22 protein-coding genes are annotated in these 25,058 nt (G+C 70.8%); 8 read left to right on the top strand and 14 right to left on the bottom strand.

The annotated features are described in order from the left end of the window. Window positions 1–58: 58 nt before the first annotated feature. Window positions 59–1,042, top strand: a complete 984-nt coding sequence (locus tag AC1DG4_RS14235) for a methyltransferase family protein (RefSeq protein WP_477379833.1) — start codon at window positions 59–61, stop codon at window positions 1,040–1,042. A gap of 442 nt (window positions 1,043–1,484) precedes the next feature. On the opposite strand, the gene AC1DG4_RS14230 is transcribed toward AC1DG4_RS14235, so the two are convergent. Further along, on the bottom strand, window positions 1,485–2,813 hold the full coding sequence (locus AC1DG4_RS14230) for an amidohydrolase (RefSeq protein WP_477379831.1): 1,329 nt from the start codon (window positions 2,811–2,813) through the stop codon (window positions 1,485–1,487). A gap of 281 nt (window positions 2,814–3,094) precedes the next feature. Between AC1DG4_RS14230 and AC1DG4_RS14225 the strand changes: the two genes are divergently transcribed. The 3 genes from AC1DG4_RS14225 to AC1DG4_RS14215 all read left to right on the top strand — a co-directional run bounded on the left by AC1DG4_RS14225 (window position 3,095) and on the right by AC1DG4_RS14215 (window position 6,424). Next, window positions 3,095–4,546: a glyceraldehyde-3-phosphate dehydrogenase gene (locus AC1DG4_RS14225; protein ID WP_477379829.1), complete on the top strand. Its 1,452-nt coding sequence runs from the start codon at window positions 3,095–3,097 to the stop codon at window positions 4,544–4,546. A 146-nt stretch (window positions 4,547–4,692) separates the two neighbouring features. Beyond that, the gene (locus AC1DG4_RS14220) at window positions 4,693–5,361 is read left to right on the top strand and encodes a response regulator transcription factor (RefSeq protein ID WP_477379828.1); all 669 of its coding nucleotides are present in this window, start codon (window positions 4,693–4,695) and stop codon (window positions 5,359–5,361) included. A 31-nt stretch (window positions 5,362–5,392) separates the two neighbouring features. Then, a complete protein-coding gene (locus AC1DG4_RS14215) occupies window positions 5,393–6,424 on the top strand; it encodes a sensor histidine kinase (RefSeq protein ID WP_477379826.1) in 1,032 nt (343 codons plus the stop codon). Between the two features lie 156 nt (window positions 6,425–6,580). Here the strand turns inward: AC1DG4_RS14215 and AC1DG4_RS14210 are convergent, their stop codons facing one another. The 3 genes from AC1DG4_RS14210 to AC1DG4_RS14200 are packed head-to-tail and all read right to left on the bottom strand — an operon-like array spanning window position 6,581 to window position 9,501. Next, window positions 6,581–7,489, bottom strand: a complete 909-nt coding sequence (locus tag AC1DG4_RS14210; RefSeq protein WP_477379824.1) for an FAD:protein FMN transferase — start codon at window positions 7,487–7,489, stop codon at window positions 6,581–6,583. Beyond that, window positions 7,486–8,055 (bottom strand): FMN-binding protein, encoded by a 570-nt coding sequence (locus AC1DG4_RS14205; RefSeq protein ID WP_477379822.1) that lies wholly within the window; start codon window positions 8,053–8,055, stop codon window positions 7,486–7,488. Before AC1DG4_RS14205 ends, AC1DG4_RS14210 begins: the two co-directional genes overlap by 4 nt. 33 nt (window positions 8,056–8,088) lie before the next feature. Next, window positions 8,089–9,501, bottom strand: coding sequence for a ferredoxin reductase family protein (locus tag AC1DG4_RS14200; protein ID WP_477379820.1), 1,413 nt, complete (start codon window positions 9,499–9,501; stop codon window positions 8,089–8,091). Between the two features lie 176 nt (window positions 9,502–9,677). Here AC1DG4_RS14200 and AC1DG4_RS14195 point away from each other — a divergent pair, with 176 nt between their 5' ends. Then, a complete protein-coding gene (locus AC1DG4_RS14195; RefSeq protein ID WP_477379818.1) occupies window positions 9,678–10,748 on the top strand; it encodes a winged helix DNA-binding domain-containing protein in 1,071 nt (356 codons plus the stop codon). 161 nt (window positions 10,749–10,909) lie between these two features. Here AC1DG4_RS14195 and AC1DG4_RS14190 read toward each other — a convergent pair whose 3' ends face one another. Together AC1DG4_RS14190 and AC1DG4_RS14185 are read right to left on the bottom strand one after the other, a co-directional pair. Further along, the gene (locus tag AC1DG4_RS14190) at window positions 10,910–11,575 is read right to left on the bottom strand and encodes an SDR family oxidoreductase (RefSeq protein ID WP_477379816.1); all 666 of its coding nucleotides are present in this window, start codon (window positions 11,573–11,575) and stop codon (window positions 10,910–10,912) included. Between the two features lie 227 nt (window positions 11,576–11,802). Beyond that, the gene (locus AC1DG4_RS14185; protein ID WP_477379814.1) at window positions 11,803–13,242 is read right to left on the bottom strand and encodes a helix-turn-helix domain-containing protein; all 1,440 of its coding nucleotides are present in this window, start codon (window positions 13,240–13,242) and stop codon (window positions 11,803–11,805) included. Window positions 13,243–13,351: 109 nt separating this feature from the next. On the opposite strand from AC1DG4_RS14185, the gene AC1DG4_RS14180 reads away from it, so the two are divergent. The 3 genes from AC1DG4_RS14180 (at window position 13,352) to AC1DG4_RS14170 (ending at window position 17,440) form a co-directional block, all read left to right on the top strand. Then, window positions 13,352–15,220 carry a phosphoenolpyruvate carboxykinase (GTP) gene (locus tag AC1DG4_RS14180; protein ID WP_477379812.1) on the top strand — a complete coding sequence of 623 codons (1,869 nt, stop codon included), beginning with the start codon at window positions 13,352–13,354 and terminating at the stop codon, window positions 15,218–15,220. 165 nt (window positions 15,221–15,385) lie between these two features. After that, window positions 15,386–16,420, top strand: a complete 1,035-nt coding sequence (locus AC1DG4_RS14175) for a S66 family peptidase (protein WP_477379810.1) — start codon at window positions 15,386–15,388, stop codon at window positions 16,418–16,420. A gap of 69 nt (window positions 16,421–16,489) precedes the next feature. Further along, the gene (locus tag AC1DG4_RS14170; RefSeq protein WP_477379808.1) at window positions 16,490–17,440 is read left to right on the top strand and encodes a hypothetical protein; all 951 of its coding nucleotides are present in this window, start codon (window positions 16,490–16,492) and stop codon (window positions 17,438–17,440) included. A gap of 66 nt (window positions 17,441–17,506) precedes the next feature. Here AC1DG4_RS14170 and AC1DG4_RS14165 read toward each other — a convergent pair whose 3' ends face one another. From AC1DG4_RS14165 to ribD, 8 genes are all read right to left on the bottom strand, one after another. Beyond that, the gene (locus AC1DG4_RS14165; RefSeq protein ID WP_477379806.1) at window positions 17,507–17,710 is read right to left on the bottom strand and encodes an AsnC family protein; all 204 of its coding nucleotides are present in this window, start codon (window positions 17,708–17,710) and stop codon (window positions 17,507–17,509) included. Between the two features lie 103 nt (window positions 17,711–17,813). Further along, on the bottom strand, window positions 17,814–19,274 hold the full coding sequence (locus AC1DG4_RS14160) for an MFS transporter (RefSeq protein WP_477421298.1): 1,461 nt from the start codon (window positions 19,272–19,274) through the stop codon (window positions 17,814–17,816). A gap of 202 nt (window positions 19,275–19,476) precedes the next feature. Next, the gene (locus tag AC1DG4_RS14155) at window positions 19,477–19,839 is read right to left on the bottom strand and encodes a Fe-S protein (RefSeq protein WP_477379802.1); all 363 of its coding nucleotides are present in this window, start codon (window positions 19,837–19,839) and stop codon (window positions 19,477–19,479) included. Between the two features lie 64 nt (window positions 19,840–19,903). Then, window positions 19,904–21,340, bottom strand: coding sequence for an HNH endonuclease signature motif containing protein (locus tag AC1DG4_RS14150; protein WP_477379800.1), 1,437 nt, complete (start codon window positions 21,338–21,340; stop codon window positions 19,904–19,906). A 169-nt stretch (window positions 21,341–21,509) separates the two neighbouring features. After that, window positions 21,510–21,983 carry a 6,7-dimethyl-8-ribityllumazine synthase gene (ribH, locus tag AC1DG4_RS14145; protein ID WP_477379798.1) on the bottom strand — a complete coding sequence of 158 codons (474 nt, stop codon included), beginning with the start codon at window positions 21,981–21,983 and terminating at the stop codon, window positions 21,510–21,512. Next, complete coding sequence (gene ribA, locus AC1DG4_RS14140; protein WP_477379796.1) at window positions 21,980–23,269, bottom strand: GTP cyclohydrolase II; 1,290 nt, start codon at window positions 23,267–23,269, stop codon at window positions 21,980–21,982. The genes ribH and ribA overlap by 4 nt, the downstream gene beginning before the upstream one ends. After that, a complete protein-coding gene (locus tag AC1DG4_RS14135) occupies window positions 23,266–23,922 on the bottom strand; it encodes a riboflavin synthase (protein ID WP_477379794.1) in 657 nt (218 codons plus the stop codon). The genes ribA and AC1DG4_RS14135 overlap by 4 nt, the downstream gene beginning before the upstream one ends. Beyond that, entirely contained in the window at window positions 23,922–25,010 is a 1,089-nt protein-coding gene (gene ribD / locus AC1DG4_RS14130) for a bifunctional diaminohydroxyphosphoribosylaminopyrimidine deaminase/5-amino-6-(5-phosphoribosylamino)uracil reductase RibD (RefSeq protein ID WP_477379792.1), read from the bottom strand. Before ribD ends, AC1DG4_RS14135 begins: the two co-directional genes overlap by 1 nt. Between the last annotated feature and the right edge of the window lie 48 nt (window positions 25,011–25,058).

The raw sequence follows: 25,058 nt of genomic DNA, 5'->3' as shown, positions 1-25,058 counted from the left end.
TTGTAGACTAACGAGTGCCACCCGCGCGTCCCGCGCATCCTCACGAAAGGCAACACACATGACGACGACACCCGACGCCGCGCGGATCCTGGACATCGCGACAGGCTACATGGCCTCGAAGCAGCTGTTCGAAGCCAGCCGGATCGGCCTGTTCTCCGCGGTCGCCGCAGGCGCCGACACGATCCCGGCGATCGCGGAGCGCACCGGCGTGAGCGAGCGGATCGCGCAGATCCTCGCCGATGCCATGGCGGGCAAGGGCCTGCTGACGCGTGCGGACGGACATTATGTGCTCGAGGCCGACGCGGCGGCCTACCTGGCGGGGGAGTCCTCCGCGCTGGACCTTGCCCCGTTCCTCACCTTCCTCGGCGAGATCAGCTACCCGCACTGGCTCCAGTTCGGGCACACGGTCGACACGACCGAGCCGGGCGAGCTGCAGATGGACGACGCCCGGTGGGGCACCTTCATGGCCGGTGTCATGACCTACAACGCCCTGCACGCCCAGGAGTTCGGCCGCCGGGTCGACCTCTCCGCCGCGACGAGCGCGCTGGACTTCGGCGGTCTGTCGGCGGGCTTCGCCCTGGAGGCGATGAAGCGCAACGCCGGTCTGCGCACCACCTTCCTGTATGCGCCGGGGTTCGAGGGCGGGATCGCCGAGGCCGTCGAAGCGGCGGGGGTGGCCGACCGTGCCCTGGTCGAGACCGGAGACACCGCGACCGCGCAGCCGCAGGGCGCCTACGACGCGGTGCTCGCGAACCACGTGATCCACCGCTTCTCTGCGGAGGAGAATGCGCGGATCTTCCGCAACCTCCGGGCTGCCGCGGTCCAGGGCGCCACCCTCACCGTGCTGGACTTCTTCCTCGACGACGACGCCTCGCAGCGCGGCATCGATGCGCTGCATGCGGGCGAGTACCTCGTGATCGATGGCACGATCGTCTACCCCGAGGCGCAGGTGCGCGGCTGGCTGACCGATGCCGGCTGGGAGGTGCGCGAGAAGATCGCGCTCCCGGCGAGCCCGCGGGTGCTCATCGCCACAGCGGTGTGAGAGCGGCGCCGCCTCGCCCTCGCTCCTGCGCAGGGTGGGGTGGCGCATCAGGATCCGGTTCTCGCGGACGTGACCGGATCCAGGGTGGGCGACGAGCGGACGCGTCGCCCGCCCCTTTCTCGCGGGGCGGCTGGGTGGCGCCGAGTGCACGGGAAGCCGTCGACTACACGGCTCGTTCGCGTGAGCAAGCCGTGCGCTCGGCAGGATCCCGTGCGCTCGCCGGGTGTGGCGGGGTGCGGGGGCAGGATCCCGTGCGCTCGGCAGGATCCGGTGCTCTGGCTGATTTCGTCCACGGGGCGAGCCTGTGCGGCATCGTGACGTGCCGGGTGCGCGGGGAGCTGTCGAGTACACGGCTCGTTCGCGTGAGCAAGCCGTGCGCTCGGCAGGATCCCGTGCGCTCGCGGGCATCGTCCGGGGCCGGGGGCCGGGGGCGGGACGCGGCTCACTCCCGCGCGAACACCGTCCTGCCGTCCACGATCGTCCGGGCGATGCCGATCGTGGCGAACGGGCGGCCGGGTTCGGCGGGATCCTCGTCCAGCACTGTGAGGTCGGCGACCTTGCCGACCTCGAGCGAACCCTTCCAAGCGGCGGCGCCGTCCTGGCGGGCGGGGTCGATGGTCACGCGCCGGAGCAGCTGCTCGCGGGTGCCGGCGTCGTCGCGGCCGAGCAGGGCGAGTGAGGCGTCCAGTCCGATGCGCCAATCCGGGGTCGCGATCGGGGCGTCGCTCGTGATCGTGGTGAGCGCCCCCGACGCCAGCATCTCGCCGAGCGGCCACGCGGCGGCGGTGCGCTCTGGACCGAGCTGCACGCCTGCCCAGTCCCTGGTGTGCTCCGCGATGAGCGGTTGCACGGCGAAGCCCGCCCCGACCGCGCGCATCCGCTCGATCTGCGCCGGGCTCGCGAGGTCGGCGTGCACGACGTAGTGCGGCGCCGTGCCGGAGGATCCGGGGTGCGCTTCGAGCACGCGCAGGAACTCCTCGATCGACCGGTCGCCTGTCGCGTGCACGGCGATCTGCTCGCCGCGCTCGAGCGCGATCGCGATCATGCGCCGGTAGGCATGCAGCGCGCCGCCGGCGCTCTGCGGCAGCAGTTCTCCCGAGGTGCCGTCGGGGTACGGCTCGCTCACCCACGAGGTCGTCATCGGGGGGATTCCGTCCGCGAAGATCTTCACGCCCGTGACCGCCAGCCAACGCGGATCCGTCGCGGGAACCGGGAGCCGGATGCCGCGTTCGAAGTCCTCGAGCTCCGCGGATCCGTCCAGCGTGCCGAACAGCCGCAGCAGGGTCACGCGCGCCGTCTGCGCCTTCTCGCGATGCAGGGCGAGGTAGGCGTCCATCATCGCGGTGCCGAAGCAGCCGGTCTCGCCGGCGTCCTCGCCCGGCCCGATCCCCGGCTCGGTGTAGCTCGTGATKCCGAGTCCGGCGAGCAGGCGCCAGGCGTTTTGCAGGGCCGCACGGCGTTCGGCGGCGGTGTGCACGAGTGGGCCCTCCGGCTGCTCCGCCGGGGGCGCGGGGGAGAAGAACAGGTGCGGCCAGCGCGCGCCCAGCCAGGCCGCATGCAGATGCGCGTCGTTCACGCCGGGGATCGCGGTGCGGCCGTCGAGATCGATGGTCTCCTGCGCGGGCATCCGGAGCGCGTCGGCCCCGAGGGCGACGATGCGGCCGGAGCGGACGGCGAGGGCGTCGGTCGTCGCTGCACGCGGGCCGAGAGTATGGATCCGTCCGCCGTGTACGAGGAGATCGGCGTCGTCGCCGAGCGGTGTCTGGTTCATTATTCCACCAGTGTAGACGAATAGATCGACTCCTCGAGCAGGTGAAGAGGAAGCGAATACGCGCCGGCGCTTCGGGGCGCGCCTCCTCGGATCCGCGGCGATGTGCGACCGCTGTCCGGAGAGGCAGGGCCGGCCTTGTGCGAGGCGCAAAGAAGCCCGATTCTTGCGGTCCGGATCGGCCGGATGTGGCGAGGGTGGCCGCCTACCCTGGATAAGGGCGGATCCGCCCCACCCGATCCCGCGCCATCGATCCCCTGGCGCATGTGCTTGCAAGGACGCTGATGAACGACTTCGCCGCGCGCCGCGACGACTGGAAGGCCAGAGAAGAACTCGCCGAGCGGATGATCCCGCTGATCGGCGGGCTGAACCGCGATCGTGACGTGGTCACATCGCTGCACGGGCACCGCCTGCTCGGCCTGTCCACCACCGAGATCCTCGAGGTGCACGAGCGCGTCGCCGGCCTCGGCCATGACGAGCTCCCGCTGGAGGGCACCCTCGCGGTGCTCGAGGCGCTCCGGGAGCTCGCCCCCTCCTCCGCCTCGCTCGACATCGGGCGTCTTGTGGAGCACGCACGGGGTGACGCCGCCGAGATCGTCGAGCGCCTGCGCGGAGAGCTCGCCCCGGCGCTGAGCGAGACGGCTCCCGCCGAGCCCACCGACGTCGTGCTGTACGGCTTCGGCCGCATCGGGCGGCTGCTCGCCCGCATCCTCATCGCGCACACGGGCGGCGGCAGCGGCCTGCGGCTGCGCGCCATCGTCGTGCGCAAGGGCGCGGAGAACGACCTCGTCAAGCGCGCCTCCCTGCTGCTGCGCGATTCGGTGCACGGCCGCTTCGAGGGCTCCGTCGACGTCGACGAGGAGAACTCGCAGCTCATCGCCAACGGCACCCGGATCCAGGTCATCTACTCGGACGATCCCGGCACGATCGACTACACCGCCTACGGCATCCGCGACGCGATCGTCGTGGACAACACCGGCCGCTGGCGCGATGAGGCGGGTCTCGCCCGCCACCTCGAGTCCACGGGCGTCGCGCGCGTGCTGCTCACCGCGCCAGGCAAGGGCGACCTGAAGAACATCGTGCACGGGATCAACCACGCCACCATCGAGGACGGCGACCGGATCCTGTCCGCCGCGTCCTGCACGACGAACGCGATCACCCCGGTGCTCAAGGCGGTCGACGAGGCCTACGGCATCGTCCGCGGCCACGTCGAGACGGTGCACTCCTTCACGAACGACCAGAACCTCATCGACAATTTCCACAAGGGCGACCGCCGCGGCCGCTCGGCGGTGCTGAACATGGTCATCACCGAGACCGGCGCCGCGAAGGCCGTCGCCCGGGCTCTGCCCGAGCTCGCCGGCAAGCTGACCGGATCCGCGATCCGCGTGCCCACGCCCGACGTGTCGCTCGCCGTGCTGCACCTGACCCTGGAGCGTCCCGCCGAGAAGGCCGAGATCAACGACTACCTGCGCCGGGTCTCGCTGCACTCCAAGCTGCGTCAGCAGATCGACTACGTGGAGTCGCCCGAGGTGGTCTCCACCGACTTCGTCGGCTCCCACCGGGCCGGGATCGTCGACGGCCTCGCGACCATCGCGAACGGCACCGACGTGATCCTGTACGTCTGGTACGACAACGAGTTCGGCTACTCGAGCCAGGTCATCCGCGTGCTCGAGGTCATGGCGGGCTCGCACCCGGTGGTGCTGCCGGTGCGTCGCGAGGTCACGCTCCAGGCCTGAGCCGCCTCCACCTCTGCTCCCGTCGCGAATTCTGTCGTTCTGCGCCGCGAATAGCGACAGTTTCTGCGACGGGAGCGGATCACCGGGGCTTTCCTGGGCCTCGTCTTGGAGCGAGTGTGGTGCAATCCTGAGGACAGGAGGCCCGCATGATCGACGCCCGACCACGGCTGCTCTATGTGGAGGACGACGCCGACATCGCCGAGATGACCCTCGAGGTGCTCGGCGAGACCTACGCCGTCGACCATGTGACCGACGGCGCGGTCGCGCTGCGCCGCGCACTCGACGAGCGGTATGACGTGATGCTCGTGGATCGTCGGCTGCCCGGGTTGGACGGCGCGAGCCTGGTCGAGGCGGTCCGCACCGCGCGGATCACGACGCCGGTGCTCATGCTGACCGCGCTCGGCGCGATCCCGGATCGGGTCGAGGGGTTGGACGCGGGCGCCAACGACTACCTCACGAAGCCCTTCGATTTCGACGAGCTGCTGGCGCGGCTGCGCGCGCTGCGCCGCGGCTTCCAGGCCGAGGGCCGCCGCCGGGCGATCGGGGAGTGGACCTTCATCCCGGACTCCTGGGTGCTGCATGCGCCGAGCGGGGCGAGGGTGTCGCTGACCGCCACCGARGCGGCGTTCCTCGAGTTCCTGTCCGCGAGCCCCGAGCGCGTGTTCAGCCGCGAGGAGATCCTGCGCGGGGTGTTCTCCTCGGCGGACGGGGTCGGCACCGTCGACACCTACGTGCACTACATCCGGCGCAAGACCACGCCAGAGATGATCGACACCGTGCGCGGACGCGGCTATCGCGCGGGGGATCCGACGTGACCCGCCGCGGACTCCCGGGCGAGGACCGGAGATGAGCGGATCCGCGGACCGCGACCGGGTGCGGCGCACGGCTCGGCAGATCGGGCTGTGGACCGGCGTCGCGTCGGCGGTCGTGATCGCCGCGGGGGTCGGCATCCTGATCGCCGTGATCCTGGCGACGTCGCGCCCGCAGGGCGACGACGGGATCCCGGGCGGCCCGAGGCCCGGCCGATTCGCGGTGGACGATCCCGACCACATCGTGGTCGACGTGGACCGCGTGGTGCCCTGGGTCATCGTCCTGGGCGTGGTCGGCGTCGCGCTGCTCGGCCTCATCGCCTGGCTCACCGCCCGGCGTGCGGTCGCGCCGCTCGAGGTGGCGCTGCAGGCGCAGCGCGACTTCGTCGCCGATGCGAGCCATGAGCTGCGCACTCCGCTCACCGCCCTGTCGAGCCGCGTGCAGATCCTGCAGCGCCGCGTCGCCCGCGGAGAGGGCATCGACGACGCTCTCGAGCGGCTGCGCGGCGACACGGCAGCCATGGACGACATCCTCACCGAGCTGCTCCTCGCGGCACAGGCGGACCAGGGCCCCGTCCCGGCAGCGGCGTCGGACGCCGCGGTAGCGGTGCAGGCCGCGGTCGAGCTGATCCGTCCGATCGCCGAGAGCGCGGGCGTCGAGCTGCAGTCGGACGTCGGTCCCGGCACCTCCGTGGCGGTGCCCGACGTGACCCTGACCCGGCTGTGCACGGCGCTGCTCGACAATGCCGTGCAGCATGCTCCCCGCGGCACGTCGGTCGCCATCGCGATCGGACCGGGCAGCGGTGCGCACCGAGGCTCGACTCACGGCGCGCCGCGCGGCTTCGCAGAATTCCGGGTGTCCGATCGGGGTCCCGGCGTCAGGGTCGAGGACCGGGAGCGCATCTTCACGCGCTTCGCCCGGGGCCCCGAGACCGGGCGACGGCGCGGCTTCGGGCTCGGCCTCGCCCTGGTCCGGGATGTGGCGACGAGGTACGGCGGATCGGTCGGCATCGAGAGCTCGTCGGAGGCGGGGACGACATTCCTGCTCCGGCTCCCGCTTGTGGCGTGAGGGAGGCGCCGAAGTGCCCTTCGGAGCGAAGACGCGTGCGAAACTCAGTCAATTCCGCACGGATTCCCCGGGGTGAGGCGGATGAGGGCCGGGATCGACTGAGTTTCGCACCCGTCGTCTGGCGGGCGGAGGGCCGCCGCCGGCGCCGCAGCGGGGTCAGAACCCGAGATCGAGACCGAGACCGAGATCGAGATCGAGATCGAGATCGCCGGAGGCTGCGACGGCGACCTCCACGCCGTGCGCCCAACGCCGGATCCGGCCGTCCGGCGCGATCAGCATCCCCGAGCAGTCGGGCGCCGCGCGCAGCCAGGTGAGGTCGTCGAAGCCCGCGACCACGGCGACCGTCGCCCAGGCGTCCGCGTCGCTCAGGTGCTCGGCGATCACGGTCGCGGTGGGTGCGTCGAGCACCGCGTTCCCCGTACGCGGGTCGACGATGTGCGCGCCCCGCTCGGCCGGTCCGGAGGTCGCGACGGCCCCGTCGCGCAGCGGCACCTGAGCCCGCAACACTCCGCGGCGGAGCGGATCCGCGATCCCGACGTTCCAGGTCCAGTCCGCTCCCGGGGCCGTGAGCAGCTGCATGTCGCCGCCCGCGGAGAGCCCGACGGCGATCACGTCGTCCTCGGCGAGCAGGGGTGCGAGATGGCGGGAGGTTGCGCATTCGACCGCCCAGCCCTTGACGTAGCCCGTGGGATCGAACCAGCCGTGTCTGTTCGCATCGAACCGCCCGCCGCTGTCGGAGGCGAGTCGCACGCACGCCTCGCAGACCTCGAGGATCCGCGGATCCGCATCCTCGGGGTGCAGCGACCCGTCGCGCAATCGCGAGATCTGCGAGTCCCCGCGGAACGGGGAGAACAGCGCGTCCAGCTCGTGCAGCTCGTCGAGCGCGGCGCTCTGCGCGGCGGTGATCCGCGCGGCGACGGCCGCATCGGTCGAGGCGGCCGCGGTCAGGACGTGCACGCTTGCCACCGTGCCCATGAGCTCGGCGGTGCTGACGTGGCGGTGGGGTGAGGTCGCGCTCGGATCCGCACCGGCTGGCGGGGCCGCGAGAGGCACGGCGCCGCTCATGCCTTCGCCTGGTCGATCGCGCTCTGCAGCGACTGGGTGTACCCGTCAGAGGTGAACGTGGCGCCCGAGACCATGTCGATCTGCGCGGACTGAGCACTCTTGGTCTCCGAGATCAGGATCGGGATGGCCTGCGCGTTGATCTGCTCGTCGCGGCGCTCGGTGTTCGGGTACTGCGGCACCGACACGTCGGTGATCTGCCCGCCCGACACCGTGATCGCGACCTGCACGGCGCCGTAGCGCGTGTCGACGGCCTGACCCGTGAAGGATCCGTCCTTGAGCCCGGTCGAGGTCGTGGCGGAGGTCGTGGATCCCGAGGAGGAGGAGGATCCGGAGGCCGCTCCGGTGCCGGACGCCGACGAAGACGATCCCGTCGACGCTCCGGGGGACGTGCCGCCCGCACTCGTCCCGGTGGAGGATCCGGTCGCGCTCTTCGTCGTGCCGGTGCTCCCGGCGGTCCCTGCCGCACCGCTCGCGGCCGGTGCGACCACCTCGAGCGAGGTGCGGTAGCTGAACAGCAGGACCAGCCCGGTCACCGTCGCGAGGACGGCGTAGACGATCTTCTTCATGGTTCTCCCGCTCTCGGTTCCATCGCTCGCCGTTCAGACGGCGAAGGCCTCGCTGTGGATGCGTTCGGAGGGCACGCCGGCGGTGCGGAGATCCCGGCGGATGCTCTGCATCCAGGGGATCGGCCCGCACAGATACACGTCGTACCGGGACAGGTCTCCGGCGATGCGCTGCAGCAGCTGAGCGCCATCCCATTCGGCGTGAGTGGCCGGCACCCAGCTCGTGCCGGCGTCTGCGCGACGGCCGTGCAGCGTGTAGTGCACGAGCCCGCGGGACACGGCGAGCCGGTCGATCTCGGCGCGGCGCAGTCCGTGGGCGGCGGAGTGGTCGCGCGTCACGAGGATCGCCTCGCCGGGTGCGTACGGCTCGGACTCGAGCAGCGCGACCAGGGGTGCGACGCCCGCGCCGGCGCCGAGCATGAGCAGGCGGGATCCGCTGCGGCGCTCGCCGGTCATGTGACCGTACGGGCCCTCGACCATGACCCTCGTCCCCGGGCGCAGCTCCGCGAGACGATCGGTGCCGTCGCCGACACGGCGGGCCGAGATGACGAGTTCTTCCGTTGCCGGGTCCGCGGCGAGCGAGAACGGGTGACCCCGCGTCCAGCCCGGGCCGTCCAGGAACCGCCAGATGAAGAACTGCCCCGCCTTAGCGCCCAGGCGGCGTACGTCGCGGCCGGCGACGCGGACCGAGATCCCGTCGCGTCCATCGGCATCGACGGCGACCACGCGGAGTCCGTGGCGGGCGCTGCGCATCAGCGGCACGGCGACGCGGAACCACAGCACGCACACGGCGGTGACGGCCCACAGCGCCCACCAGTAGAAGGTCGCACCGGCGGACGCGGTGAAGTCCGCGCCGGTCCACAGCATGTGCGGGATCGCGAGGCCGACGCCGAAATAGCCGTACAGGTGCAGCAGGTGCCAGGACTCGTATCGCAGCCGGCGACGTGCGCGGCGGATCGACGTCACCACGACCAGGATCAGCAGACCGGTACCCGCGGTCGCCAGGAGCATGCCGGGGTAGTCCCAGACGAAGTCCCACGCCTGCACGAGCACGTTCGTGTGCGCCGTGATCGCGTAGCCGACGGTGATGAGCACGAGGTGTGCGAGGAGCAGCCAGAACGACCAGAATCCCACGAGGCGGTGCAGCCGCGTGATGCCGTCCCGCCCGAATCCGCGCTCGAACACCGGCACCCTGGCCATGAGCAGCACCTGGTACAACAGCAGATTCGCCGACACGAGGCCGGTCAGACGGCCGAGCGTCGTGAACGTGTCGCCGTCGAATGCGAGCAGGGCCTGCACGCCGGCGCCGCTCACCCAGAGCGCGAGCACGAACAGGCTCGTCGCCCAGATCAGCGTCACCGCGCCCAGGCGCCAGAGCGCCGGGCGCAGCCGGCGTCCCCGGGCCGCGACGAGCGGTCCGACCGGAGCGAGGGGCGTGAGCGTTGCCATGGCACCATCGTCGGCGGGGGTTTGACAGAGAGGCCCAAGAATCGAGCCTCTTGAGCGTCGTCATAGGGAACTCATCGGATCCAATCGGATCCGATCCGCGCCCAGGGTCTGCGGTCGACGGGGGCGACGCCCGCCAGCACCCGGCTGATGTCCTGACCCCACGGCATGATGGATCCATGACGGCACTCCTGAGCGAACGGCTCCGCTCGCACCGGCTCACCGCTCCGGCGCGCACCCCTGTCGCCGCAGCCCGGCACATGCTCGCCGTGCAGGGCCAGGAGTTCGTCGCCGGACGCTGGGCGCTCGGCATCCGCTCGTCCGGTGCGCCGACGCTCGCCGCCGTCGATGCGGCGTTCGATCGCGGCGAGCTCGTGCGCACGCACACGATGCGCGGCACGCTGCACGTGATCCCGGCGGAAGACGTGCGCTGGGTGCTGTCCGTGACCGGTGATCGGCAGCTCCGGCAGGACGCGACGCGCCAGCGCCAGCTCGGCATCGACGACGCGCTCGTCGCGCACGTCGAGTCGGCGTTCCGTGAGCGCCTCGCCGACGGAGGGCGCACCAGGGCGCAGCTCTTCGACGACCTCACCGAGATGGGCATCGATCCCACCGGTCAGCGCGGGATTCACCTCATCTACGCGCTCAATGTGCGCGGCATCCTGGTGCAGGGGCCGGTCGTGCACCGGGATGACGCCGTCTCGCGTGAGCAGCTGTTCATGCTCGGCGAGGAGTGGCTCCCGCAGACCGCGCCGCCCGCAGATCCCCTGGCCGAGCTGTTCGTCCGCTACGTCGACGGGCACGGGCCGGTCACGGTCGGCGACTTCGCCTGGTGGTCCGGCCTGCCGATCACCGTGGCGCGCGAGGCCGTCGAGCGCGGGCGAGCGAGGGTGACGGAGAAGGCGGAGGGCGTGTTCATCGGCACCGTCCGTCCACGCCGCGCCGCAGGGGCCGATGACGCCGCGACGCTCGCGCTGCCCATGTTCGACGAGTACTACATCTCCTACGCCGACCGCTCGGCGGTGGCCACGGCGGAGAGCATGGCGCTGATCGGACCCGGCAAGAACGGCATGGTGCGCGCGAGCCTGCTCTCGGCGGGCCGCATCGCCGGTGCCTGGACGCACTCGGCCGCGGTCGGCCGGCACCGCGACGAGCCGATCCCGGAGTTCTTCGGCGGAGAGCCTGCTCCGGATCCCGCCGCCGTCGCCTCGGCCCTGCGCCGCTACGCCGACTTCGTGTCCGCGCACTGAGGCCCTGAGGCCCTGAGTTCTTGAGGCCCTGAGGTTCGCGCGACGTCTGCACGATCCGGCGACGCCTGCACGACGAGTCCGCGGATCCGATCGCGCATCCGTCCCAGGATCGTGCATCCGTCGCAGGCAGCGGTCACGCGACGGTGAGGCGGCGGCCCGACTCAGAAGGCCGCGGAGAAGGCGCCGTCAGACTTGAGCAGCTGGCCGGACACCCATCGCCCCTCGGGAGACACCAGGAAGTCCACCAGAGCCGCGACATCGGCCGGGCGGCCGAGGCGCCCCTGCGGCGTGAGGCCGGCGAGGTGCTCGCGGACCCCATCGTCCATCCAGCCGGTGTCGATCGGGCCAGGGTTCAGCACGTTCGCAGAGATCGCGCGGGGTCCGAGTTCGCGGGCCGCAGAGATGACGATGCGGTCGAGCGCGCCCTTGGACGCACCGTATGGCAGGTTCCCGGTCACGTGGTCGCTCGTGAGTGCGACGATCGCCCCGCCCTCGGGGGCGGCTTGCCGCGCGAACGCCGCGATCAGCAGGAGCGTCGCACGCGCGTTGACCGCGACGTGCCGATCGAAACTCTCCGCCGTCGTGTCGAGGATCCCCGACTCCACGTCGTAGGCGTGGCTCAGCACCAGCGCGGAGATCGTTCCGTGCTCGCGCGCCACCTCTGCGATCAGCGCCTCCGGGCCCTCAGCCGTCGACAGATCCGCCGGGTGGTCGGCGTCGCTGAGATCGCTCGTGACGACGGTCCAGCCGCTCTGCCGAAGGCGCGGCACGATGCCTGCCGCGATGCTTTCGGCGCGCGCGGCACCGGTGACGAGGGCAAGGGGCATGCTCCGACGCTAGCTCAGGATCCCGCTCCGTCGTGCTGCGAAGGATGAAGACCCACGCGACGGATGCACGACCGTGCGACGGATGCACGACGTGAGCGGCGGATCCGTCGTGCATACGTCGCGGGATCGCGCATCCGTCGCAGGCCGGAGCGACCCACTCAGGCAAAGCCCGCCGCACAACGACCCACCCACCCAGGCAAAGCGCGCAGGCAGACCGGGCACAGCGCCTACTGGGCCGCGTGGCGGTCCAGGAAGGAGTACACCTCGTTGTCGTCCACGCCGGGGAACGCGCCGCGGGGGAGCGGCGAGAACATGTGCGTGTGCACCCGAGCACTCGGCCAGGCCTTGCTGCTCCAGCGCTCGGCGATGCCGGCCGGGGGGCGGCGGCAGCACGCCTCATCCGGGCAGGTCGACTGCGCGCGGTCGGTGGTCTCCCGGCCCCGCCACCAACGGGCGTCGTCGAACGGCACGCCGACCGTGATCGAGTAGCCGCCGCCGTCGGTGGATCCGGTCTGCGTCGAGCACCAGAACGTGCCGGACGGGGTGTCCGTGTACTGATAGTGCTCGGTGGTGCGGTTGCGCTGACTGAAGGCCGCCCGTGCGGAGAACTTGCGGCACACCGTGAGGCCCTCGACGGATCCTGTGACGTCCATCGGCAGCGGCAGGTCATCGTTCTCGTAGACGCGGGTGAGGGCGCCCGACTCGTCCACGCGTAGGAAATGCAGTCGCATGTCGAGGTGCGTCGTCATGAGGTTGGTCATCCGCATGCCGGCGGCCTCGTGGGTCACGCCGAACGCATCGCGGAAGTCCTCCACCGCGAGGTTGCGGTCCTTCTTCGCCTGCTGCAGGAAGGCGACGCCTGCCGTCTCGGGGATGAGGCAGCACGCGGCGAAGTAGTTGATCTCGAGTCGCTGCTGCAGGAAGTCGGCGTAGTCGGTGGGAGGGGTGTGCCCGAGCATCCGGTGCGCCATCGCCTGCAGAGCCATCGACCGCAGGCCGTGCCCGCCGGGGATCGACGCCGGCGGCAGGTAGATCCGGCCGTGCTCCAGATCCGTGACCGAGCGCGTGGAGTGCGGCAGGTCGTCGACGTAGAGCAGCTCGAAACCCAGCTGCTCGGCCATGATGCTCACGGTGCGGTGGGTGAGGGCGCCCGAGGAGTGGCCCGCCGCCTTGAGCTGCTTCTCGGCGAGCGCCTCGATGTCGGGCAGGTGGTTGTCGAGGGCGCGCATCTTGAGGCGCAGTTCGGTGTTGGCGCGCCGTGCCTCCTCCGGCGTGGCGATCGCCTCGCGCTCGCGGCGGTGCAGCTCCCGGTGCAGCCCCAGGATCGACTCGATCGTCTCGTCCGGCATGCCCTTGTTCACCCGCACCGGCGCGATGCCGAGCTGGCGGAACACCGAGCTGGACTGGGCGCGGTCGAGCTCGATCTCCAGTGCCGCGCGCCGGTTCGGCGGCTCGCCCGAGATGAGGTCGCTCACCTCGGTGCCCGTCGCGTTCGCGATGGACTGCAGCAGGGAGAGCTTCGGCTCGCGCTTGCCGTTCTCGATGAGGCTGAGCTGGGAGCCGGCGACACCGACGGCGGCGCCCAGCTCGTCCAGCGTCATGCCGCTGCGCGTGCGGTGGTGCCGGATGCGATGTCCGAGAGTCGTGAGCTCGAGTCCTGAAGCCATGCTTTTGATCCTAGCGAAAGAATTTGGATTCTTGAAGCCGTCAACGGCCCGAAGAGCGCCGATTCCTCGCGCAGAATGGTCACAACGCCCCAGGATTTAAGGAGCAGACATGGCTATCGCCGAGACGTCCACCCCGCGGACCACCCACCTCGCACCCGTGCGCGAGTACGGGGCGGCTCCCGAGTACGACACGCCGGCCTTCGCCGCGCTCAGCGCATGGGTCGAGGAGATCCGTGCGCTGACCAAGCCCGATCGGGTGCACTGGATCGACGGATCCGCCGCTGAGAACGACGCCCTGCTGCACGAGCTCGTCGACGAGGGCAAGCTCATCAAGCTCAACCCGGAGTGGCGTCCCGGCTCCTACCTGGCCCGTTCGCACCCCAGCGACGTCGCCCGCACCGAGGGGCGCACCTTCATCGCCTCCGAGAAGGAGATCGACGCCGGCCCTACGAACAACTGGGCGGATCCGAGCGCGATGCACGCGAAGATGAACGAGATCTTCGAGGGCTCGATGCGCGGGCGCACCATGTACGTCGTGCCGTTCTCGATGGGGCCGGTCGGCGGGCCGATCTCGCAGATCGGTGTGCAGGTCACCGACAGCGCGTACGCCGTCGCCTCGATCGGCATCATGACCCGCGTCGGAACGGCCGTCGTCCGCGAGATCGCGAAGGGCGCCCAGTGGGTGCGTACCGTGCACTCCGTCGGGGCTCCGCTCGCCGCCGGCGAGGCGGACACCACCTGGCCGTGCAACGACGAGAAGTGGATCGTCCATTTCCCCGACACGCTCGAGGTCTACTCCTTCGGCTCCGGCTACGGCGGCAACGCGATCCTCGCGAAGAAGTGCTTCGCGCTGCGCATCGCCTCTGTCCTCGCCCGCGACGAGGGCTGGATGGCCGAGCACATGCTGCTCATCCGGGTCGTCTCGCCCCAGGGCAAGGCCTACCACGTGGCCGCGGCGTTCCCGTCGGCCTGTGGCAAGACCAACCTCGCAATGCTCCGCCCGACGATCCCCGGCTGGAAGGTCGAGACGCTCGGCGACGACATCACCTGGATCCGCCCCGGGGCGGACGGGCGCATGCGTGCGATCAACCCCGAGGCCGGTTTCTTCGGCGTCGCGCCGGGCACCGGAGAGTCGACCAACGTCACTGCGGTCGAGACCCTCTGGGGCAACACGATCTTCACGAATGTCGCGCTGCGTCCGGACGGCGACGTGTGGTGGGAGGGGCTGACCGATGAGGCGCCCGCGAACCTCATCGACTGGGAGGGCAACGCGTGGACCCCGGATTCCGGTCGTCCCGCCGCGCACCCGAACTCGCGCTTCACCGTGTCGGCCGCGCAGTGCCCGCAGATCGCTGAGGACTGGGAGGACCCCGAGGGCGTGCCTCTCGACGTGATCCTCTTCGGTGGACGCCGCGCCACCAACGTCCCGCTCGTCGTCGAGGCGACGGACTGGAGTCATGGCGTTTTCCTCGGGGCGACCATCTCGTCCGAGCGCACGGCCGCGGCCGAGGGCACGCTCGGGGAGCTCCGCCGCGACCCGTTCGCCATGCTGCCGTTCTGCGGCTACAACATGGGCGACTACTTCGCGCACTGGCTGAAGATGGGCCGTGCGGTCCGCTTCGACAAGGCGCCGCGCATCTTCCAGGTGAACTGGTTCCGCCGCGGTTCCGACGGCCGGTTCCTGTGGCCGGGCTTCGGGGACAACGCTCGCGTGATCGACTGGATCATCCGTCGCATCGAGGGCGAGGTCGGCGCGATCGAGAGCCCGATCGGGCGTCTGCCCAAGATCGAGGACCTCAACCTCGAGGGCGCGGATGTGACCGACGAGGATCTCGCCGAGCTGTTCCGCGTCGACACCGCGTCGTGGACCCGTGAGGCCGACTCGACCGAGGAGTTCTTCGCGACGTTCGGCGACCGCCTCCCGGCGGCTCTCACCACCGAGCTCGCCTCGCTGCGCTACCGCCTGGCGAGCGCCTAACACGTGATCCGGTCCCTTCCCCGTGCGAACGGGGGAGGGACCGGATCCACCAAGACCCGCGGCGGCGGGATGTCAGGGGCGAAAAGGCTGAGTGGTCCCCGGCATCCTGTCGCCGCGGTTTTCCGTACGCGCGATCTCCTGCTCCAGCGACCTAGGGTGGAACCCATGATGCACCCGCCCAAGGCCCGTCCCGGCGACCGTGTTGCGGTGCTCTCGCCGGCTTTCGCCGCGCCCGCGGTCTCGGTCGCGATCCACGAGCAGGCGATGCGACGGCTGACCGAACTCACGGGGCTCGTGCCCGTCGAGTACGCCACCACGCGGCAGCTCGGCGCGAGCCCCGAAGCGCGTGCGGCCGATGTGAACGCGGCCTTCGCGGACCCGTCCATCCGGGCGATCCTGGCGACCATCGGCGGTGACGATCAGATCCGGGTCACCCGGCACCTGGATCCGGCGCTCGCGCAGGCGGATCCGAAGCCCTTCCTCGGCTACAGCGACAACACCAACATCCTGAACTGGCTGTGGCGGCACGGCATCTCCGCCTTCCACGGCGGTTCCACGCAGGTGCACCTCGGAGCGGGGCCGGGGGTGGACGAGATCCACGCACGCTCGCTGCGCGCGGCTCTGCTCGAGGGCGGCGAGATCGAACTCACCGAACCGGGCGAGTCGGAGGACTTCGGTCGCCCCTGGCATGACCCGGTCGCGCTGGTCGAGTTCGGCGACCGCGAGACGACGGAGCCGTGGGTGTGGTCAGGGCCGCCGCGTCGCGTTGCGGGCCGGACCTGGGGCGGCTGCGTGGAGGTGCTCGCCCAACTCGCCCTCGCCGATCGCTTCCCGCGTGCGGAGCAGCTCGACGGCACGATCCTGCTGCTGGAGACCAGCGAGGAGCTCATGCCGGCCGACGCCGTCGCCGAGCAGCTGCGCGCCTATGGGGAGCGAGGCCTGCTGGAGCGCGTGGCCGGCGTCGTCGTTGCTCGGCCGCCGGTGAGCGATCGCAGCAACGTGCCGCACCCCGAGATCCGGCCGGGGCTGCGGGCCGAGCAGCGCGACGCGGTGCTGAGCCAGATCGGCCTGTTCAACCCGCACGTCGTCGTCTGCATCGGCGTGCCCTTCGGACACACCCGGCCGCAGTGGATCCTGCCGTACGGGGGTCGCATGACCCTGGACGGGAGCGTGCGGAGGATCATCGCGGACTACTCCTGAGCCGTTCCGCCGACGCCAGGTGCCGCGCTGGTCGGGCCGAACGTCGGCGTCCCGGCGTAGCGTCATCTCATGGACGTCATCGACTACCTGATGGACGGGGATCCCGCGATCCGATGGCAGGTGCTGCGGGATCTCACGGATGCCGGCCCGGAGGAGGTCGCCGCTGAGCGTGCGCGCGTGGCCGCTGAGGGATGGGGCGCTCAGCTCCTCGCGTTGCAGGGGGAGGACGGCCTGTGGGACGGCGGGGTGTACCGGCCCGGCTGGGTCGACGAGAGCCGCCCGATGTACGACGCGTGGACCGCCACGCACTTCAGCCTGCAGCAGCTCGTCGATTTCGGGGTCGACCCCGCGGACGAGCGTATGCGGCGGGCCGTCGCGCGCGTGCGGGACGGCGTGACGTGGGACCAGCCGGGTTCCCCGCCGTACTTCGACGGCGAGACGGAGCCCTGTATCAACGGCGTCGTGCTGACGATCGCCGCCTACGTCGGCGAGCCCGGAGATGCGGTCGTCAAGACGCTGCTCGACGGCCGGCTCGAGGACGACGGATGGAACTGCTGGGCCGAGTACGGCGCCACGACATCGTCGCTGCACTCCACGATCTGCGTACTGGAGGGGCTGCTCGACTGGGAGCAGGCGACCGGCGGTACCGACGAGGCGCGCGCGGCGCGGATCGCTGCAGAGGAGTACCTGCTCGATCGAGGCCTGCTCCGGCGCCGCAGCACGGGAGAGATCATCGACCCGCGGTTCACGATGACGTCCTACCCGGTGCGCTGGTTCTACGACGTGCTGCGTGGCCTGGACTACCTGCGACGCGCGCGGCCCGAGGGCGATCCGCGTTGCGCCGAGGTGGTCGAGATGCTGCGTTCGAAGCAAGGGGCGGACGGGGCATGGCGCTTGGAGAACACGCACGAGGGGCCGACGTCGTTCGAGATGGAGGGCGAGCAGGAGGGCTTCCCCAGCCGCTGGGTTACGTTGCGCGCCCTGCGAGTGCTGCGCTGGGCGGACGCGGCGCACGGCTGACCTCTCTTCCGGGCTGAGCCGCGGGCGCGTGCCGAGCAGTCCGTCTCCGCAGGTGCCCGGCCGTGATCAGTGCCGCCCGAATCGCCGATGCGCCGCCTGGCGCGTGGTGCCAAGGGCACTCGCGATCGCCTGCCAGGAGTACCCGTTCGCGCGAGCGCGGCGCACCTGCACCTCTTCGGCGCGGGCGATCTCTCGTCGTGCGGCGACCAGCCGGTGCAGCTCCGCGAGGGGTTCGCCGTGGGGATCCGTCGCCTGTGCCGTCTTCATCATGAAGCCTCCTCGTGTCAATGCTTGTTGACACGAGGAGGCTTGTCAATCAATGTTGACGGATCCGGTTCAGCTCCCGGCGGACACGTCCGGCGGTCAGGGCAGGTCAGGGCAGGGTGGGCACGCCGAGGTCGTCCTCGTAGGCGTGGTCCTTGGTCTCGGGGATGAGGAACAGCGCGATGAGGGTCAGCACCGCCATCGAGGACAGGTAGATGCCGACCAGCCAGGGGGATCCGCCCGCCGTCTGCCACAGCCACACCGCGATGAGCGGTGCCACGGCGGCGCCGAGGATCGAGGACACGTTGTACGCGACGGCGGATCCCGTGTACCGCACGTTCGTCGGGAACAGCTCGGGCAGGAGGGCCCCCATCGGTCCGAACGTGACGCCCATGAGCAGGAAGCCGAGGATCAGGAAGGACTGGGTCAGCACCACCGCGAACGGCTCGCCGGCGTGCTGTCCGAGGAACAGCGGGAAGGTGAAGCCGAACAGGATGATGGCGATCGTGGTCCAGATGAGCAGCGTGCGGCRCCCGATCCGGTCCGCCCACGGACCCGAGAGGAGCGTGAAGACGCCGAAGAACACCACGCCGACGATCTGCATGACGACGAAGTCGGTGTAGCCGAAGCCCTGGCCGGGGTAGAACTGTGCGGCGAAAGCGGTCGGATCGAAGGCGGCGCCCTTGGCCTCGGCTGTCTTCTGCGCCGCCGCGGAGGCGATCTCGACGGACCACGGCTTGGTGCCGAACGAGAGCGTGAAGTTCGTCATCAAGTAGAACAGCACATAGGTCGCGAGCATCACGAAGGTGCCGAGGATGAGGTGCTTCCAGTGGTGGCGGAACACGGTCGCGAGGGGCAGCTTGCGGATCGTGCCCTTGTCCTCTGCGCGTTTGAAGGTCTCCGACTCGACGAGCTTGAGGCGCACCCAGAGTCCGATGATCACCATCACGGAGGAGAACAGGAACGGCACGCGCCAGCCCCAGCTGAGGAACGCCTCCGACTTCAGTGAGGGGTCGCTCTCGTGGGGCAGCAGTGCGTTGATGGTGAGGAACAGGCCGTTCGCGATGATGAAGCCGAGCGGGGCGCCCAGTTGCGGGAAGGAGCCGTACCAGGCGCGCTTGCCCGCCGGAGCGTTCTCGGTGGCGACGAGGGCGGCCCCCGACCACTCCCCGCCGAGGGCGAAGCCCTGCGCCAGTCGCAGCACCAGCAGCAGCAGGGCCGCCCACCAGTTGATCTGCTGGAACGTCGGCAGCAGGCCGATGAGGAAGGTCGCGATGCCCATCGTGAGCAGGGAGGCGACGAGCGTGGCCTTGCGCCCGTAGCGGTCGCCGAAATGCCCGAAGACCATGGCGCCGATCGGGCGCGCGATCATCGCGGCGCCGAAGACGCCGAACGAGGCGAGCAGCGCGGTCGTGTCGTTGCCGGTCGGGAAGAACAGGATCGGGAAGACGAGCACCGCGGCAGTCGCGTAGACGTAGAAGTCGTAGAACTCGATCGTCGTGCCGATGAGGCTGGCGAGGATCACCCGGGATCTGGGATTGGCGGGTGCGGTCACGGTTGCAGTGCTCATACGGTCCTCCGGTCGGTGCGTCGATCAGCGCTCGTCGGATCCCCAGCGGCGCGACGAGCACGGGGGAGTCTACGCCCGGCGTTCAGCCGATCCACAGGTGGACACGCGGCCGTGGCGGAGTGTGACGCGCGGGGGAGACACGAAGACGCGGGATCCGAAATCGGATCCCGCGTCCACTGAGAGTTCGTCGAGCAGCGTGGGTTCAGTGCCAGAAGTAGCCGAGACCCGCGTTCAGAAGGGTGAGCGCGCCGACGCTCCAGAACATACCGGCGGGCACCTTGTCGCCGCGCTTCTGGCGGGCCATGCCCATGCCGATCAGCGCGCCGATGATGACGAGCACCACGAGCTTCACCGTGATCTTGATGTAGAAGCTCATGCCCGGCGTCCAGGTGATGCCCCACGGCGCGGCGAGGGCGAGGCCCGCGAGGCCGGCGATCGCGAGGCCGATGTTCATCAGTTGCGTGAACTCGCGCTTGCCTCCGACGGCCTGAGCGAGCCAGGCGCCGAAGAGCGTGGCGAATCCGAGCAGGTGGATGAACACGACGATGGCGCGGAGGGTCTCCATGGCCTCAGGGTATTCCCGGAGCGGAGGCCGCGCCAGGTAGGCGCGCCTCAGCCGCAGGGACCCGTCAGAACGGCGCAGGGGCGATGCCGGATCCGGATGGTGGATCCGGATCATCGACCGTGAAGGTCACGGGCGGGGGCGGCCGGTCGATGTAGGTGCGCCCGATGGGACTGGTCCATTCGAGGACTCCGGCGCCGTGTTGTGTCACTTTCCAGGTGGTTTGGTGTTTGAGGATGTGGTGGCGTCGGCAGAGTCCGCCGAGGTTGCCTTCTTCGGTGGGTCCGCCGTGGGCGGCGTCGATGGTGTGGTCGAGGTCTTGGGTGCGGGGTGGGAGCCCGCAGGTCGGGAACCGGCACCGGGAATCCCTGGCGTGTAGGAGGCGGCGTAGGTCGGTGTTGGGCCGGTAGTGGTCGACGGCGAGGATCGCCCCGGTGATCGGGTGGGTGAGGACCCGTTCCCACGCGGTCGCGCCGCCGGTGAGGGTGCGGGCGGTGTCGGTGTCGATGGGTTGTCCGCCGGCGAGTTCGGCGGGCTGTTCGGTGCGGACACCGAACGCCGCGCCGGGTCCCGTTCCGCCTGAAACGTCTGCCGTGTCTGCCGTGTCTGCCGTGATGAGGGTGAGCACGGGGATGGTGACTTCGATCCGTGCCTGGATCGCGGACAGAAGCCCGGCGTCGGTGTCGTGTCCGGATGCGGCCCCGGTGAGCAGGGTGTCCGCGCAGAGGTCGGCGCGCAGCTGGTCCATCGTCCGCGCGTCGCCAGGGTCGCCGAGGTCGCCCGGGTCGGGAGAGGCAGCGTCTTTCGCAGCCTGCGCGTTCGCGACGGTGACGACCCGCGCCTGCTGGGTGAGTCGGTCGTAGATCCCGTCCACGATCGCGGCGGAGTGGATCAGGCCGAGGGCTTTCTGCCCATTACCGAGGTCTTCCCGCCACACCCGCCGGTGTTCCTGCGCGTCCCGGTGCCGGTCGGTGAGGCTGCGCGGGGCGAGGCGTTCCGCGACGCGTTCCACGATCCGTTTCGCCCGATGCGGAGTCTCGCCCTCGGAAGCGGCGACGGCGACCTGCTCGAACTCGGCCCGCACCGTCTCATCGAGGCGGGCGCCCGCATCGTGGATCGTCCGGACGTGCGCGGCATTGATCCGCGCATCTGCGAACGCCCGCATCGTCGCGGGGAATCGGGCCATCAGATCCGCCGCGCGCGCCATCCGACCCTGCACCACCCGGTCCGACATGTGCAGCACCCCGGCCAGCTCCGCCGCGACCGACCGGGCGGCCAGCTCAGCCGCCGCGCCCGGAGTCGATCCCGTCGATCCTGTCCGTTCGGGCGCCGCGATCGCCACGGCGACATCGTGCGCCACAGCGAGCTGCGCCTCCCGCAGTGCGTGCAGCCGGATGATCGCAGCCTCCGTCGCTTCCAACCCGGTGACGAGCGCGGTCAGCACAACGGCCGGATCCGCCGGGTCCGTCCCGGGATCCTGCACCGCGTCGCTCACGTTTGCCATGACCCCAGTAAACTCCGGGCCACCGACATTCCGACCCAGAATTCCCAGGTCAACCCGGCAAACGCTTTCAAATGGAGTCGTCCCCGTCAGCGGACGCCATAGCGTGCGCTGACGGGGACGACTCGGAGATGGGGAGCCCGCGCTGAGCCGGCTGCGCGCCGGGCAGGACTCAGCCGCGCAGCGAGCGGATGACCTGCGCCGTGCGTAGGGCGGCGTCGGCCGCCTCGGCGCCCTTGTCCTCCTTGGAGCCTTCGAGGCCCGCACGATCCAGACCCTGCTGCTCGTCGTCCAGCGTCAGCACGCCGAAGCCGACCGGCTTGCCGGCGTCGAGGGAGACCCGGGTGAGGCCGTCCGTGGTGGCAGCCGAGACGTACTCGAAGTGCGGGGTGCCGCCGCGGATGATCACGCCGAGCGCGACCACCGCGTCCGCACCGCCGGCGAAGGCGGCCTGCGCGGCCACGGCGAGCTCGAACGAGCCGGGAACCCGCACCAGGCGGTGGTTCGCGCCGGTGTCCTCGAGCACGCGCTGTGCGCCCGCGATGAGGCCGTTCGTGATCGTCTCGTGCCACGTACCGGCGACGATCACGACGTTCAGGCCGGTCGCGTCGAATCCGCCGGTGGTGGGTGCTCCTGCGCCGCTCATGCGTCGTCTCTTCCGTTCTCCGCGCCGTTCGCCGCCAGGGCCGCAGCGAGTTCGGACTCGCCGATGATGTGGCCCATGCGGTCGCGCTTGGTCTCGAGGTACTGGTGGTTGTTGGGGCCGACGCCGACGATCAGCGGCACCTGCTCGATCACGTCGAGGCCGAGTTGGCGCAGCTGCGCGACCTTGTCAGTGTTGTTCGTGAGCAGGCGCACCCGCTTCACTCCGAGGTCGGTGAGGATCCCGGCGGCTGCCGCGTAGTCACGGGCATCGGCGGGGAGGCCGAGCGCGAGGTTGGCGTCGACGGTGTCGAGTCCCTCCTCCTGCAGGGCGTAGGCGCGCAGCTTGTTGATGAGCCCGATGCCGCGACCTTCGTGCCCGCGCATGTAGATGACGATGCCGCCGTCCTGCTCGATCGCGTCCAGAGCCGCCTCGAGCTGCGGGCCGCACTCGCACTTGAGGGATCCGAACGCCTCTCCGGTCAGGCACTCGGAGTGCACCCGCACCAGGGCGGTCTCGGTCGGCTCGCCGGACACGACCGCGATGTGGTCGGTGCCGGTGATGCGGTCCTTGTAGGCGAGGAACCGGAACACGCCATGCGTGGTGGGCACCGTGGCGTCGGCGCGCAGGCTGACCCGGCGTCGGGTGTTGTTCGCGACGCAGTCGGCCTCGTCCCGCGGGTCCGTCTCGTTGAGGTGGGCGATGAGCTGTTCGATCGTGATCACGGGGATCCCGTCGCGCTCGCCGAGCTCCATCAGGCCGGGCAGGCGCATCATGCTGCCGTCCTCGGCGACGACCTCGGCGATCGCGCCGACCGGCCGCAGGCCCGCGAGGCGCATGAGCTCGACGGCCGCCTCGGTGTGTCCGCCGCGCTGACGCACGCCGCCGTCGACCGCGCGCAAGGGCAGCACGTGCCCGGGGCGGATGAGGTCGGTCGGGGTGGACGCCGCATCCGCCAGCACGTTCAGCGTGCGTGCGCGGTCAGCCGCGCTGATCCCCGTCGTGACTCCTGTGGCCGCGTCGACGCTGATCGTGTACGCGGTGCTGCGGGCGTCCTCGTTGGCCTCGACCATCGGCGGCAGGTTCAGCGCGTCGGCGATGTCGGCAGGCATGGGTGCGCACAGGTACCCGGAGGTCCAGCGCACGGTCCACGCGATCCACTCGGGCGTCGCGAGTTCGGCCGACAGGATGACGTCACCCTCGTTCTCGCGGTTCTCGTCGTCGGCGACCAGCACGGGGCGCCCGGCGCGGAGGGACTCCAGCGCCTCTTCGATGGTGGAAAGGCTCATCGCGAGCCTCCTTCCGGTGTGGCGGCGCTGTCGGCGCCTGCGTCTGCGGCGCGGAACGCGAGCAGTCGCTCGACGTGCCGGGCGAGGATGTCGGTCTCGAGGTTCACGCGGTCGCCGACGGACCGGGATCCGAGCGTGGTCGCCGAGAGGGTCTCCGGGATCAGGGACACTTCGAACCAGGCGGCCGGCGCGGACGGCGCGCTGACGGCGCTCACCGTCAACGACGTGCCGTCGACCGAGATGGATCCCTTGTCCACGACGAGCGGGGCGAGGTCGTGCGGCAGGGAGATGCGCAGCACGCTCCACTGCGCGCCGGGGCGCACCTCGAGCACCTCGCCGACCCCGTCCACATGGCCCTGGACGATGTGGCCGCCGAGGCGCGCGCCGACCGGCATCGCCTTCTCGATGTTCACCCGCGTGCCGACGGTCGCGCCGCCGATCGCGGCGACGTCGAGCGTCTGCTTCATGACGTCGGTGTCGAACGTGTCGGGCGTGGAGCCAACGACGGTGAGGCACACGCCGCTCACGGCGATGGACTCGCCGTGCACGGCGTCGGACGCCGCTTTCGGGGCGCGCACGGTCAGGCGCCAGCCGTCGCCGGCGGGCGCGATCGCGGTGATCTCGCCGATCTCCTCGATGATTCCGGTGAACATCAGGCTGCTCCTTCGTTCCGGGAGGTGTTCAGGACTGCGGGCACCGGTGCGGCGCCGGTCGATGTCGTGCCGTCGAGGTCCGCCGGGCGGGCGACCACCAGCAGGTCCGCGCCGAGCGGCAGCCACTCGTCCACGACCAGGCGTCGTGCTTCGCCGATCGAGGGCACGCCGATGTCGGTGAGGGCGAGCTTCGGCCCGCCGAGCAGGACGGGCGCGAGATATGCCAGCACCTCGTCGACGAGATCCGCGGCGAGGAACGCGCTGGCGAGGGTCGGTCCGCCTTCGACGAACACGCGCTGGAACCCGCGGTCCCGCAGGTCCGCGAGGACGGCGTCGAGGTCGTGCTCGGCATAGAACAGCGGCTCGTGCGGGTGACGGCGCACGGCGGCGTCGGCCGGGGTCTCCCTGGCGCCGATCACCACGGGGGCCGGCTGGTGGGGGAGCAGGGCGTCGCCGTCACGGGCGGTGAGGGCGGGGTCGTCAGCCAGCACGGTTCCGGTGCCGACGACGATCGCGTCGGCGGCGGCGCGACGACCGTGCACATCGGCGCGAGCGGCGGGACCGGTGATCCACTGACTGGATCCGTCCGCCGCTGCGGCGCGTCCGTCCAGGCTCTGCGCCCATTTCACGGTCACGTGCGGCCGGCCGAGCCTCTGCACGGTGAGCCAGCCGTCGATCAGGGCGCGCGCGGCCTCGGCCTGCTCGCCGGCGATGACGTCGACGCCTGCGGCGCACATCCTCTCGGCACCTCCGCCGGAGGTCACTCCGGGGTCGTCCAGCGCATAGATCACGCGGCGGACGCCCGCGTCGATGAGCGCCTGTGCGCACGGGCCCGTGCGCCCGGTGTGGTTGCACGGCTCGAGGGTCACCACCGCGGTCGCGCCGCGGAGCTGCTCCGGCGGGAGCTTCGAGAGCGCGTCGACCTCCGCATGCGAGGTGCCGGCGCCTCGGTGCCAGCCCTCGGCGAGCAGGTCGCCTGCGGGGGAGAGGATCACGGCGCCGACCTGCGGGTTGAGCCCCCGGGGGCCGCGGCGCGCGATCTCGAGCGCGTGCGTCATCGCCGCCTGCTCCACCGCTGTCGCCGTCATGTCGCCTTCCTCATCCTGGTCAAGGTCACCGGGGTCGGGCGCACGTCG

It is taken from the genome of Microbacterium sp. 05N427 (genome assembly GCF_056397105.1).
The sequence above is the reverse complement of the archived record's forward strand: the minus strand, read 5'-3'. Positions and strand labels throughout refer to the sequence as shown.